The sequence below is a fragment of the Lactonifactor longoviformis DSM 17459 genome, from assembly GCF_900129135.1.
In the GTDB taxonomy this organism is placed as follows: domain Bacteria; phylum Bacillota; class Clostridia; order Lachnospirales; family Lachnospiraceae; genus Lactonifactor; species Lactonifactor longoviformis.
The window spans coordinates 72,428-85,961 of sequence record NZ_FQVI01000013.1 but is presented as its reverse complement, the minus strand read 5'-3'; the positions used below and the strand labels follow the sequence as shown (position 1 = coordinate 85,961).

The window sequence follows — 13,534 nt, the reverse complement described above, 5'->3', positions numbered from 1 at the left end:
TGGAATTTTTTGATATGGTAAGTATAATGAATTGTGAACAAAAGATGAATCCAATATTTCATAATTTTCTTTCAAAATTCACGAAAGGGTTTGGTTCTCTTTTCGAAAGGCGGACGGGCTTACCCCGCAGACACCTTTAAAAACCGTGCTGAAGTATGCGGGAGTTGAATATCCGCAGGCGTTTGCCACTTCATAATTTTTCATGTTTGTATGGAGCAGGTAATTCTTAGCCTTCTCAATCCTTACTTCTGTCAGATACTCTATAAAGGTCTTGCCTATCTCCTTCTTTAAGATAAGGCTTAGATAAGACACGCTGATGTAGGCATAATCTGCGGCATCCTTCATGGCCAGGTCCTCCTCCATGTAATGAGTATCTATATATTCTAAAATTCTCTTTAACACCCCCTGCATTTTGGCCCCGGAGACACTGCCGAAATATTCGTGTATCTGAAGACAGACTTTCCCCATCTCTTCTATCATCTCGTGACGCTTTCGTTTCTCAATCATGCGGTGGAAGGTTTCCATAGGATCCCCGATAATATCTTGTATGTTTCCCCCAACCTCCTCCGGAAGTTTAATTAACTCAAAATACAGGTTGCTTACAATCATCACAATCTGCATATAGGATACGATCTTCTCCCTGGAAAGTCTTTCCCGAAACTCCTTCAGGCAGTTTTCGATTCCTTCCCCAGTCCCGCTTCTCACCTCAAAGAACAGGGCCTGGGCATCATAATTCATATGCTGTATAGTACTGCTTGCTTTGCCGTCTGTATGAAGAATCTGTGACCAATTCTCCAGAAATTTCTTCTCACAGATACCTCTGGCGTTCAGGAAGGATTTGTACAGGCCGGCCAGCTCCCTGGAAACACAGCCAAAGGTCAGCTGCAGATGCTCCATATCATCTCTCTTGACGTCAAAGAGACTGCTGATATCTTTTATGATTTTCTTAACCTCCTGCGCAGAGTTATGCACAATGCAGAATAGGCGTTCGCAGTTACTGGAACGAAGAATCTCCACATGGTTTCCCTCCTCGGTCTCCTCATAGTCCTGCAAACACCTGATTACCATCTGTTCAAAGGCCCTGTCCATTTCAATGATTTCCAGATAGTCGCAGTCAATAGATACAATGGGGAAATTTTGCTGCTCCAGGATACCCACCGAATAGTATTTACCGTTTACATACTCGCCGATCTGAGAAACCAGTTCCCCCAGCTCCTCCGGGCTCTGCTTTCTCAGAAGAATTTTTGAAAACAAGGTCTGACGTATGGTTCCCAGTCCCTGCTGGCTCATATCCCTCAGTTTTAGAATCTCCCTTTCTTTCTCCCGTTCTGCTAAAATGGTCTCTGTAATGGACTTCATCACTGTGTCCAGCTGTTCCAGGTTTACCGGTTTCAGGATATATTCGGACACTCCGGCCTTCAGCGCCCTTCTGGCGTACTCGAATTCATCATAACCGCTGATGATAACGATTTTAATCCGGGGATACTTTTCCCTTATTTGTTCCGAAAGCTCTATCCCGTCCATATGAGGCATCTTAATGTCTGTAATCACCACATCCGGGTTTGTCTTTTCCATAAGGGCCAGCGCTTTGATCCCATCCTCCGCAGCGCCTGCCAATTCACATCCAAACTTTTCCCAGCTCACACAGGTTGACAGCCCATCCCTCAGCAGATCCTCGTCCTCAACTATGATTACCTTCAGCAAATTCTCCCTCTCCTTTCTTGGGCAATGTCACGTAGACCCGGGTCCCCATTGTATATTCGCTCTCAAAATGCAGTCCGTACCTGCTTCCGTACGTTGTCTGGATCCTCCTCTGCACATTAATAACCCCGTAGGCATTGGGATCAAAGTCAATCCCCTTCTCCATCATATTCTCTATCTCTTTGAGCTTCTCCGGCTTCATGCCCATGCCATTGTCTGTGACTGTAATTAAAATCTCTTTTTCTGTGGTTTTTATGCTGACCCGGATGATCCCCGGCACTCCCTTTTCTTTAATTCCGTGATATAGAGCATTCTCCACAATGGGCTGGAGAATCATTTTTATGACATAGTATTTTTTCAGGTCTTCCGGCACATCCACCTCATAGCTCAGCAGCTTGGCATAACGTATTTTCTGAATTGCCACATAATTTCCCACATGTTTGAGTTCCTCTTCCAGGGTAATCTCACTGCGCCCCCGGCTTAATCCGATGCGCAGGAAATTGGTCAGCGAGGTAATCATCTCTTCTAACTTCTCCAGGCGGTTCATTCTGACCATCCAGATGATGGAATCCAGAGTATTGTATAGAAAATGTGGGTTAATCTGAGACTGCAGCGCCTTAAACTCCGCCTGGTTCAGTTTCTTCTGGTTTTCCTGCTCCCGCTCAATCAACTGATTGATCTTAAGCACCATGTGGTTAAAACTGTGAACCAGCTCTCCCACCTCATCCTTCCCCCCGTATTCCACACGCACACTGAAATTACCCTTTTCCACTTCCTTCATGGTGGTGCGGATCTCCCGGATGGGCTTAGACACCTGGTTGGAACCGATCACCGCGAATACAATTGCTATAATTGCGAATGCACCGATCACGATGAAAATAGAATTGCGCAGCACTCTGACTTTTGCATACATCTCCTCATAAGAGATAAGGCCCATGACTTTCCAGCCGCTGTCTGAGAGTTCAGCCACAGACACCAGATATTTATCCCCATTGATTCGGATATCCTTTGTCCAGGAATTTGAAGCCAATGCGCTTTCGTCCACGGCTCTGCTGATTGCCTCAGTCTCCCTGGCGCTCTCGTTGGCATTGGTGTAGATGATTTTATTCTTTTCATCCAATATGTAGGTAGTTCCCTTAAAGACTAACCCGCTGTCCTTCACCTGCTCCAGTTTTTCCGTCAGTATGTCTACCACTACAACCCCTAATATCCTGGTGGATGCACGGTCTTTGATGGGCACAACTACACTGATGGTAGAGTCGTCCAGATTATTTACAATGTTCGAGCCAAAGTGAGGCGGCATCCATAACACCTCACCGGTCTCCATTACTTTTTTGTACCAGTCCTTGTCTAAAAATGCTTTTTCCCGCAGCCCATACCTGGTGGAACGGTAGATGGCGCCGTTGTCCCCCAGGACAAAAATACCGTTGATGTCATCCACAAAGCGGTTTCGATCATAAAGGATATAATTGTACTGAACCCTCTGCTTATACAGAGCCTGCTCCGTTTCCGGCAGAGGTTTTCGCAGGGTTGCCTGTATCTCCGCGTCTCTGGCCACCTGCTTAGCCTGTTCCAGCGCATTGCTCAAAACCCGATCGGTATCTGTATTTACCTGACGAATGGTATTCTTCACAGATTCCGTGGCCGTATCATAGGTGATATTAATAGAGATGTGGTAAAAAACCACCATGCTGCCAATGACCAGCAGGAAAAGGACGGTAAAATGCGCCAGCAGCCTCCCCCGAATTGAATGCTTCCACTCTGCGAACCGTGTATTCATTTTATTCTCCTTTCGCTAATCCGCACATCGCATCATTTGTTACTTCATTATAATGTCATGACATTTCTCTTGTCAATTGTATTTGTGCTGTATGAATCGTATAGCAAATAGGAGAGGAAACCTGCCGGTTTCCCCTCCTATTTGCTCTGTCTGTCACAAGGCGGTGCCCTTGGTGGGAACAGTGAATTTTCTCATGTCCGCCCCCTCATGGGTCAGAAGCCATACCTTTTTCTGAATACCTCCCCCATAGCCGGTGAGGCTCCCGTTTGCCCCCACCACGCGGTGGCATGGGATGATAATAGAGATAGGATTATGTCCAACCGCCCCTCCCACTGCCTGGGCAGACATCTTCTGTTTGCCCAGCTTCTCTGCCGCTTTCCTTGCGATTTCCCCGTATGTTGTCACTTCTCCGTAGGGAATCTCGCAGAGCAGTTTCCATACCTCCTGTCTGAACTCACCGCCTATGGGGGCCAGGGGCAGCTCATCTATCTGTGGTTTTTCCCCGGCAAAGTATTGGTTCAGCCAGTCTTTTGCCGCTTCAAACTCCGGTAAACCGTCTTTGGGGACCAGCTCTTCTTTTACTGAGCCGCAAAAATATTTCTGTCCTTCTATCCACACACCCACAAGATGCTCTCCGTCACTTGCCAAGGTAATCTGTCCCAGGGGGGAATCGTAATTCGCGGAATAATACATATTCATTTCCTCCTTAAAGTAAATGTTAGGGATAACACTGCTCTTCATATTTATTAAATTATACCACATGTCAGCCTGTTTTGGACTATTTAGTCCTTTCACTAAAAAAAGAGAAGCGAATCCCCCTCACGTAAGGTTTCGCTTCTCCTTTTTTACCAAATATCCCCGATGGTAAATCCATTGGGGAAAGGATCTGTTTCATCCAGAACCCACTTGCTGAACCCATAGATCCAGCACTGGCCGCCTATGGTAGGCACAATGGCCTTATGTCCATGGAGCTCTGTCTCCTCCACTGCATGGCCGGTAAAGGTTACGCCCAGCAGTCCTTCATTATAGAATGGTTCATTGACCTTCAGCCTGCCCTTTGCATGCTCCACCGCCATCAGTGCGCACGTACCGGTTCCGCAGCAGCCGCGATCCAGAGCGCCGGTCCAGGTCTCCGGACGGTCAAAATCAATCTCACCTGTAAATACTACATTTGATGAACGCATATAAGTTCCAGGAGTGACCGGGGGAGCGTGCATAATGGATAAGGTTATGCCAACTCCCGGATAATCCGGATGCTCTACGGGAAGCTGGTCCATAGCTGCTCTGGTACACAGGGCAGAGATCCTTGCAATCTCGCGTCCCATCTCAGGCACCAGCTTTAATCCCTCAAACTGTGTGGCGTCAATAACCGTATAGAACATACCGCCCCAGGCAATATCTACCTTCACCTTCCCCAGATGAGGGACTTCTATCTCTTTGTCCAGATATACCGCAAAGGAGGGAACATTTTTAAAGGTGACACTGGTAACCTTTCCCTTGCTGCACTCTGCCGTGATGTGAATCAAACCTGCAGGGGCCTCCAGATAGAACTCTGTAACCGGCTCCTTCATAGGCAAAAGTCCTGTCTCCAAAAGCGCCGTAGCAACGGCAATGGTATTTCCTCCGCTCATCATGGGATACTCTGTCTGTTCCATGATAATATATCCGGCTGCAGCCCTGGGATCCTTTGCCGGCACAATCAGGTTTGCACATGTAGCCGGCATACCCCGGGGCTCCCTGAGCATAAGCAGCCTGAGCTGATCGTCATGTTCTCTCAGCCACATACACTGTTCATACACGGAATCCCCAGGAATCGTGGGAATTCCGGTGGTTATCACTCGCAGGGGTTCCCCCTCGTGACACTCAACTGCGTCAAACATTCTTTTAAAACCCATACAATCCTCCACTACTTCTATTTGCTGCATTACGCTACGCACAAATGTAATTACATGCAGTATCAGCGGTTTCTTACACCAAGCTTTAATTCGTCCCTCAGGTAACGGACACTCGCCTCACATGCTTTCATTTCTCGTTCCCTTGCCTCTTCAATAGGTTCATCCAGCCTCAAAAAGGCAATCTCATTCTCGAAAATGATTCGGTCCAGGGATGACTTTTCGCGAATCTGCCGTAACATTCTGGGGCAGTCCATAGACCCCTGTCCATGGGGCGCCCCCACGTCATGGACACCTGTGGGATCCAGAACGATGATATCATCACTGAAATGACAGCAAAACGCCTTGGGAAGCATTCGTTCCATAGCATAGTAAGGATCCTCAAGAACCTGCAGAGGGTTCATAGTGTCCACACAGGTGCCGATCTTTGGGTGATTCAGCTGATCCACCAGCCAGAGAATTTCATCTGCAAAAGTATCGGTATGGTTCTCTATAGTAATATTAAATCCGCACTCCTCAATTTTCGGAACCGCCGCTTTGAACAGCTGATATCTGTCTGCCAGCTGGCGCATCACATCCGGATGCATGCAAGAGCCATAAAGCTGTCTGGGGCGCTCAATATCCAGGCCGAAATTAACCAAATCTACATCCAGAGCCCGACCGATTTCCAGTGCCTCCTCAACCGTACAGTTGAGCCGGGAATCGCACCCTGAGTTAAAGCATGAGACAAATTCCAGGAACAGTTCATGGTCCGCGGCCGCATCTCTGACCCTTTCCAGATATTTGGGTTCTGCGCTTTCCAAATCTACCTTGGTTATCTGAATCCCGTCCAGTTCCCAGTCTGCCGCCTGATCCATCAGTTCAAAAATGTCCATAACCTGGGGAAAGAACTGATCCTTCCCCATCCCCCAGCTTGTGCCAAATCCAAAAAAGTGAAGGGAATATGAGTGCATCCCCAGTTTCAGGGGTCTGTTTTTATCTGTCATATGTTTACTCCTAACATTTTAACCATCTATGAAATCTTACCAAATATCACCGATTGTAAAGCCATGAGGGAAGGGATCTGTCTCATCCAGGACCCACTTATTGATCCCGTAGATCCAGCACTGGCCTCCGGTTTCCGGAATTACAGCCGAATAATCTCCTACCATAGTCTCACCGGTATAGCGGGCAGTAAATTGAATGCCCAGTATTCCCTCGTTGACCCAGGTCTCCCCTTCTTTGAGCTTGCCTCGTTCCTTCAGCACTGCAGTAAAGGCACAGGTACCGGTTCCGCAGCAGCCCCGGTCCAGGCCGCCGGTCCAGGTTTCTGGCTTATCGAAGTCAATGGGATGATAATAGATAACGTTCGCGGATCTCATATCTGTACCCGGCGTGATTGGGGGCTGGAACATAACAGAGGCAGTGATGCCGATATCCGGATGATCCGGGTGTGTGACGGTAATCTGTTCCTGGGCCGCCTTTGTAACCAGCGCGGATATACGGCAGATCTCCTTGCCCTGCTCCGGAACCAGCTCCAGACCGGGGAACTGAGTGGCATCAATCAGTGCAAACATTACGCCGCCCCAGGCTACATCAATCTTTACCTTACCAAGATGAGGAACGTCGATCTCCTTATCCAGGCAAACCACGAAGGCAGGCACATTGGTAAAGTTCGTGTTGAGGACTTTTCCGTCCTTGCAGGTAGCTTCAATATGTATGAGTCCTGCAGGGATCTCCATATCAAACTCCGTGAGAGGCTCCTGCATCGGCAGAAGGCCGGTCTCAAGGAGCACGGTTACCGTCCCCATAACCACAGCACCCGCGCACAGTGCATACTCACCGCCGCTGATGAACAGGCAGGCGGCGGATGCTCTGGGATCCTTTGGCGGAACCAGGATACTGATACATGTGGGCGGCATCCCACGGGGTTCCAGCATCAGGATTTCCCTCACCTGATCATCATGCGCTTTCAGCCACAGCTGCTGTTCCCTGAGTGTATCGCCTGGGATAGAGGGCAGCCCGCCGACGACAACATGAAATGGATCGCCTTCATGGACTTCCACTACTTCAAACATTCTTTTAAAACCCATCGTTTTTCCTCCTTTACTATCTCATAATTCCGCACGGCTCTACCAGATATCCCCAACTGTAAATCCTTCCTGGAAAGGATCCGTATCGTCTAGGATCCAGTTTGTATAACCGTAAATCCAGCATTCACCGCTCAGCTCCGGAACAATCGCTGGATAATCGCCAATTTTAGTTTCCTCAAGGATCCGTCCGGTGAACTTCACACCCAGAATTCCTTCATTCACCCAGGGTTCGCCCGGCTTCAGCAATCCCTTCGCGTGAAGCACTGCCATAACCGCACAGCTGCCGGTTCCGCAGACGCCCCGATCCATAGCTCCGGTCCAGGTATCCGGATCCTCAAAGCTAATGGGTTTTGTAAAGTATACATTCTGTGTTCTCAGGTCAACCCCCGGGGACTTCGGAGGTTCATACATCATGGTAAGAGCAATGCCGATACCGGGATAGTCCGGATGGGAAACCGGAAGCTGATCCTGAGCTGCCTTGGCTACCAGAGCAGAGATTCGGCAGAGCTGCTTGCCCTGATCCGGATCCAGTGTAACCCCCGGGAACTGTGTCACATCAAAGATAGCGTAGAAGCAGCCGCCCCAAGCCACGTCTACCTTAACCTTCCCCAGGGTGGGAACGTCAATTTCCCTGTCCAGATAGACGGCAAAGGAAGGAACGTTGATAAAGGAACTGCTGATTACCTTACCGTCCCTGCACTCAGCCTTTACATCCAGGGGACCCGCAGGGGTATCCAGTACAAAGTTCGTAACCGGCTCCTGCATAGGGAGCATACCTGTCTCCAGCAGAGCTGTGGCAGTGGCCATGACTGTGGCACCGCTCACCATAGGGTATTCCGCACCGCACATAAATATTGCGCCTACATCAGCACGGGGGTCCTTTGCCGGGACAATCAGACTTACCACGGATGCCGGTATTCCCCGGGGCTCTGTCAGCATTAATTTGCGGATCTGGTCATCATTCTCCATAAGCCAGAGGCGCTGTTCCGCCAGAGTGCTGCCGGGAATGTAGGGTACGCCGCCGGTGATGACCCGCATAGGTTCACCCTCGTGTACCTCCACTGCATTAAACATTCTTTTAATTCTCACTGATAATACCTCCTTTTTAGAATCGTTTTATTATTTTAATATTAAAAATAATCCTCGTCCTTACCCAAGGTTTTGTCATACTTCTTGTACTGGGTAAACACCTTAATTGCCGATATCATCAGCAGACTGGTTAGGATCAGAATCGGCAGGCCCAAAACAACCGAGGTGGTCTGCACCGCCGAAAGACCGCCCTGAGAGTACAGCAAGGCAAATCCCATGCTGACAAAAAGCAGGCCCCAGAAAACTTTAAGAGGTATCGGAGAGCGTTTGGTCTCGTCTTTAGATGTATCATCCAGTTCCACTCCCTTGGTGCACATATCGGAAAGGGTGAGTACCTGTGCCTCAAACAGTGTAATAACAGAGAAAATAATAGCCAGGAATCCCAGGATATACCATATAACGGACCCAGGCAGTTCCTTGGCCCAGGCGAAAAACACAATGGAAGATCCTAATTCGTTGTATACCTCCGGAATAGATGTATTTCCATGGAGCACCATCTCAATGGCTGAGCTGCCGAAGATGCCAAACCAGGCAATAACAAAAAGCAGCGGAGCAACCATGTTTACAAGAATAAACTCCCGCACGGTACGGCCCTTTGCCATCTTTGTCTGGAATAACCCAACCAAAGGACAAACTGACAGCCACCAGGCCCAGTAGAAAATCGTCCAGCCATTTACCCAGCCCGTCTGCTGGGCCGCTTCCGTGTAGAGAGACTGGCCGGGAAGGAACTGAAAATACTGTCCGACACTGCTGACGGTGTTGTTGAGAATAAATATTAGATTTTTGCCAAGCAGCAGTCCGCCCGCCATCAGGATGAAGTAAATCCACATATTAAAGGTACTCACCTTCGCAATGCCCTTGTGGAGGCCGGAACAAGCTGCCAGAATGGAGGGAACGGCAAAAATCAGACAAATTATTACATAGAGAATGTTCTTATTTATGTCAAGCCCGGTCACATAAAGAAAACCTGTGGCTATCTGATCGGAACTCAGACCAATGGCGGTGGAGAATCCGGCTATAAACCCAAAGATACAAAGCCCGTTGATCCAGTCAGCCAGCTTACCGTTTGCCTTTTCACCTATAAGAGGAATCAAACCAGTGCTGACATGGAAGCGCCGCTTACAGTTCCAGTAAAGGAATCCGGCCGCAAGACCGCCCATGGTATAGATCGCATAAGGATGCAGGCCCCAATGCATAAAGACATAGCGCAGTGACAGTTCGGCTGCCTGAGGGGAGCCCCCTGCCACACCGGAGAATCCCGGGGGATTCAGGAAGAAATCCAGTGGCTCGGCAACGCCGTAGTAGCATAATCCGGCGGCCATACCTGATGTAAGGACAACACAAAACCATTTCCAGGTGGGCATATCTGGTTTTGCATCCTTGCCGCCAAACCGGATATTCCCGTACTTGCTGAATGCCAGCCAGAGAAGGACTCCCACAAACAGGGTAGTCATCAGTACAAAAAACCAGCCAAAATTCAGCTCAACCCAGTTCAGTGCACCCTTCATGGCGGCGCCAAACTGCTGGGGTATGACAAAAGCTATAATTACAGTTAAGACTAACAAGACTGCAGGGGGAACAAAAGTTCTCAAACTGATTCTTTCCCAAATACTTTTTTTATCCATATTTTTTTCTCCTTTTTACGATTTTCTGATTCTGTGAAACACTTATTCCTCAGCAAAAGCGAGCATGGACGCCTCCAGCGGAACATCTGCGGGCAGTGCCTCTACCTGCACACAAACCCTGGTTGGCTTATAGTCCCCGAAGAACTCCGCATATGTCTCATTGATAGCAGAAAAATCGTCTAAACTGTTTACAAAGATGTCCACTCTGGCAACGCTGTTCTTACTTCCCCCTCCAGCTTCCACAATACTGATCAGATTCTTTAGTACCAGTTTTGTTGCCGCCTTTACTTCATAGATATACTCCCCCTCTTTCGTCAGAGGTATCTGCCCTGAAGTGATAATCATACTGCCATATTTTCTGCCGTGACAGTATGGTCCCAGTGCAGGTGACGCCTCTTTGCTGATAATTTCTTTGAGTTCCATAGATTAGCTCCTTTCGCCTAAATAGTTTCTATACATATCTCCGAAGGAATAATCAGTGTCAAAGGCCGCACAAGACGCATTCTCATCAACCTCCTCCGCAAGATGCTGTATCTTACTCATATCCCTTTTTCTGCTCACCAGGACAATCTGCTCCTTATTTTTATAGAGCACATTACAGGGTGCAGCATTCTGCAGCTTCTGATCCAGTGTGTGTCCCTTCCCCGTAAAGATAATGGACAGACTGTTTATCTTAAAGCCATACATGACTTTATTAATTACTACCACACAGATATATAAGTCAATCACAGAATACAGCAGCAAATCCCAGTCCCGCAAAAGCAGGGAACCCATAAGTATAATAATGAAATCCCCGATCAATAGAATATTTCCCATAGGTACGTCCGGCCTTTTTTTCAAGACCAGACGCCCCACAACCGTTGTCCCCCCGGTGGTTCCTCCCCCGTCCAGAATCAGTCCGAGGCCTACACCCATTACCACACCGCCAAAGATAGAGCCTAACAGGATATCCTGTGTAAATGGGTGCAGAAAAGCCAGCATGTCAATCATTACAGAGGACAGTAAAACAGTAAGTCCGGTATAGAGCAAAAGCCTTTTCCCCAGGACGATGGTACCCCAGATGACCAAGGGTACATTGATCAGGATACTGAGTACACCAATGGGAAATCCTGTCAGAGCTTTTACTACCACGCCGATCCCTGTGACGGAACCCGGGATAATTTTAACGGGATCAATAAACAGAACCACAGAAAGCGCGTACAGAAAACAGCCCGTAACTATCTTGCAGATCGCTGCTCCTTCTTTTTTTACCAGACACACAATACTATTCATTGATTACCTTTCCTTTTCGTCTCCGTACACCAGCAGGAGGGCATCCGCAATTGCCACTCCGTCCTCTGTAACAAATACCGGGTTAATATCTAATTCCTTTATTACATTTTTATTTCTGGCCGCCATCTCGCTGATTCTGACCAGTAAGTCCGCAAGTGCTTCTTTATCACACACTGGATTTCCCCGGTACCCGTTCAGCAGAGGATACGCCCGCAGTTCCTGAATCATCTTCTCAGCCTGCTTTTGGGTCAGCGGGGCAGGTGCCAGCTGTACATCCTTAAATAACTCCACAAATACGCCGCCCATTCCAACCATAATCATGGGGCCGAAATCTCTGTCGTTGTTGACGCCGATGATCATCTCCACTCCCGGTTTCAGCATAGGCTTCAGCAGGACACCGGACAGCCGGGCACCCGGGGCATGTTTGGAACAGTTTTCCATGATTTCGTCAAAAGCCCGGCACAGTTCCTCATCATTTTGGATATTCAGCTTCACGCCCCCTACATCTGACTTATGCTGAATATCAGCCGAATGAATTTTTACAGAAAGGGGGTATCCCAGTGTCTTAGCTGCCTGTATAGCTTCTTCATGGGACGCGGCAACCGCCTGCGGCGGTATCGGCACTCCCTGTTTTTCCAGGAAGGAGAGGCTCTCAAACTCACTCATCCCATATGACTGTGCGGGATGACAGTCGGGAATTGCCGCCTCGATTTTTTCGTACTTAAATGCAGCAAACTCCAGTACCTGATGCAGGATGCTAAACCCATACCTTCCGCAGGGCAGAAGAGGAACACCTGCCTCCTTCAGCATCCGGGCACTTTCCGGATGTCTGGAGTGTTCTATAAACGGAATCCAAAAAATAGGTTTTATCCCCGGCTCCTCCCGGACAATGGACACAGCCTGCACCATCCTGAACATGGTAACATCCCAAACTTCCGGTGTAATGGTATAGGCAATACATATGGCGTCAACCTGATCGTCTGCCGAAATAGCCCGGATAGCTTTGCACATCACCGGTACGTTATATCCTATCTCCGCTGTCATATCAAAGGGATTATTCACAGAGCCGTAGACCGGCACCAGTGTCTGGAGATATTCCCTGGTCTCCGGTTTATAGTCTGCCAGAGGAATCTTGTACTCTTCCGAAAGATCCGCCGTTACGCCTGCCTCCCCGCCGGATACGTTCATAAAGACGCACCGTTTCCCCCTGGGAAGCTCCGCAAGCCAGGAGAATGCATTTGCAATCCCCATCAGTTCCTCCAGATCCCCTGCCTCTATCACTCCGTAGCGTTTAAAAATCGCTCTGAGCACCTTATCCGCTCCGGAAAGGGAGCCTGTATGGGAAGCCGCCAGCTCCTGGGATTTGCCGGAACGGCCTATCTTTAATATCACCACAGGTTTTTTCTTCTGTGCTGCTTTCTGGAAAGTTGCGGCCAGCTGTGCCGGCTTAGTCACGCCTTCTATGTAAGCTGCTACTACCTTTGTATCATCATCCTCTACTAAAAACTCCAGGTAATCCTCTACTTTTACATTGCAGGAATTTCCGGAAGATATGACATGGCTAAAGCCCATAACTGAACTGTCCAGCCCCCCCAGAACAATCTGTCCGCTCTGGGATACCATGCCGATATTGCCTGAACGGTCTCTCTCCTCTACTAAAAACGCATAGGCAAAAATTCCATCAATGAAGTTAGCAAACCCTGCGCAATTGGGACCCATAACAGCAATTCCCAACCGGTTGGCCTCCTCCACCAGCTCTTCCTGGCGGATACGCCCTTCCTCTCCGGTCTCGCTGTACCCGCTGGCAAAAACCACGGCGCCGCCGCATTTTTTTCTGGCGGCGTCCTGAAGCAGGGGGATAATCGTCTTCTGCGGCGTACATAAAATGACCAGATCTACATCCTCCTCTATCTCCAGCAAAGAATGATAAGAACGGCGCCCGAAGATTTCATCCCTGCCCGGATTGACAAAATACAAATGATCCAAATTTTTTGAAAACTTCAGATAATTTCTTGTGGTATCACCCCCGAATCCTGCTTTTTCGCTGGCGCCCACAATGGCCACCGACCTTGGTTTTAATAATTTTCTCAGATCCATCTGTCA

The 13,534-nt window shown here is 48.6% G+C and carries 11 protein-coding genes; all 11 read right to left on the bottom strand.

The features are described from left to right. Positions 1-78: 78 nt before the first annotated feature. Entirely contained in the window at positions 79-1,704 is a 1,626-nt protein-coding gene (locus tag BUA56_RS13015; protein ID WP_072852419.1) for a response regulator transcription factor, read from the bottom strand. Next, positions 1,682-3,481: a cache domain-containing sensor histidine kinase gene (locus BUA56_RS13010; RefSeq protein ID WP_072852417.1), complete on the bottom strand. Its 1,800-nt coding sequence runs from the start codon at positions 3,479-3,481 to the stop codon at positions 1,682-1,684. The genes BUA56_RS13015 and BUA56_RS13010 overlap by 23 nt, the downstream gene beginning before the upstream one ends. Before the next feature lie 153 nt (positions 3,482-3,634). Continuing rightward, entirely contained in the window at positions 3,635-4,174 is a 540-nt protein-coding gene (locus BUA56_RS13005; protein WP_072852415.1) for a methylated-DNA--[protein]-cysteine S-methyltransferase, read from the bottom strand. Between the two features lie 152 nt (positions 4,175-4,326). Continuing rightward, a complete protein-coding gene (locus BUA56_RS13000; RefSeq protein ID WP_242946771.1) occupies positions 4,327-5,406 on the bottom strand; it encodes a proline racemase family protein in 1,080 nt (359 codons plus the stop codon). A gap of 32 nt (positions 5,407-5,438) precedes the next feature. Beyond that, entirely contained in the window at positions 5,439-6,359 is a 921-nt protein-coding gene (locus tag BUA56_RS12995) for a sugar phosphate isomerase/epimerase family protein (RefSeq protein WP_072852411.1), read from the bottom strand. Between the two features lie 36 nt (positions 6,360-6,395). Then, a complete protein-coding gene (locus BUA56_RS12990; protein ID WP_072852409.1) occupies positions 6,396-7,445 on the bottom strand; it encodes a proline racemase family protein in 1,050 nt (349 codons plus the stop codon). Positions 7,446-7,484: 39 nt separating this feature from the next. Continuing rightward, positions 7,485-8,534: a proline racemase family protein gene (locus tag BUA56_RS12985; RefSeq protein ID WP_103710730.1), complete on the bottom strand. Its 1,050-nt coding sequence runs from the start codon at positions 8,532-8,534 to the stop codon at positions 7,485-7,487. 41 nt (positions 8,535-8,575) lie between these two features. After that, a complete protein-coding gene (locus BUA56_RS12980) occupies positions 8,576-10,159 on the bottom strand; it encodes a BCCT family transporter (protein ID WP_072852407.1) in 1,584 nt (527 codons plus the stop codon). Positions 10,160-10,201: 42 nt separating this feature from the next. Beyond that, complete coding sequence (locus BUA56_RS12975; protein WP_072852405.1) at positions 10,202-10,582, bottom strand: RidA family protein; 381 nt, start codon at positions 10,580-10,582, stop codon at positions 10,202-10,204. 3 nt (positions 10,583-10,585) lie between these two features. Next, on the bottom strand, positions 10,586-11,431 hold the full coding sequence (locus BUA56_RS12970) for a YitT family protein (RefSeq protein WP_072852404.1): 846 nt from the start codon (positions 11,429-11,431) through the stop codon (positions 10,586-10,588). Between the two features lie 3 nt (positions 11,432-11,434). After that, the gene (locus BUA56_RS12965; RefSeq protein WP_072852401.1) at positions 11,435-13,528 is read right to left on the bottom strand and encodes an acetate--CoA ligase family protein; all 2,094 of its coding nucleotides are present in this window, start codon (positions 13,526-13,528) and stop codon (positions 11,435-11,437) included. Between the last annotated feature and the right edge of the window lie 6 nt (positions 13,529-13,534).

What these genes read in the sequence shown, in the direction of transcription:
- BUA56_RS13010 (WP_072852417.1), bottom strand. Translation starts at nt 3,481, where the DNA reads ATGAATACACGGTTCGCAGAGTGGAAGCATTCAATTCGGGGGAGGCTG.
- BUA56_RS13005 (WP_072852415.1), bottom strand. Translation starts at nt 4,174, where the DNA reads ATGTATTATTCCGCGAATTACGATTCCCCCCTGGGACAGATTACCTTG.
- BUA56_RS12970 (WP_072852404.1), bottom strand. Translation starts at nt 11,431, where the DNA reads ATGAATAGTATTGTGTGTCTGGTAAAAAAAGAAGGAGCAGCGATCTGC.
- BUA56_RS12995 (WP_072852411.1), bottom strand. Translation starts at nt 6,359, where the DNA reads ATGACAGATAAAAACAGACCCCTGAAACTGGGGATGCACTCATATTCC.
- BUA56_RS12980 (WP_072852407.1), bottom strand. Translation starts at nt 10,159, where the DNA reads ATGGATAAAAAAAGTATTTGGGAAAGAATCAGTTTGAGAACTTTTGTT.
- BUA56_RS12975 (WP_072852405.1), bottom strand. Translation starts at nt 10,582, where the DNA reads ATGGAACTCAAAGAAATTATCAGCAAAGAGGCGTCACCTGCACTGGGA.
- BUA56_RS12965 (WP_072852401.1), bottom strand. Translation starts at nt 13,528, where the DNA reads ATGGATCTGAGAAAATTATTAAAACCAAGGTCGGTGGCCATTGTGGGC.
- BUA56_RS13000 (WP_242946771.1), bottom strand. Translation starts at nt 5,406, where the DNA reads ATGCAGCAAATAGAAGTAGTGGAGGATTGTATGGGTTTTAAAAGAATG.
- BUA56_RS12990 (WP_072852409.1), bottom strand. Translation starts at nt 7,445, where the DNA reads ATGGGTTTTAAAAGAATGTTTGAAGTAGTGGAAGTCCATGAAGGCGAT.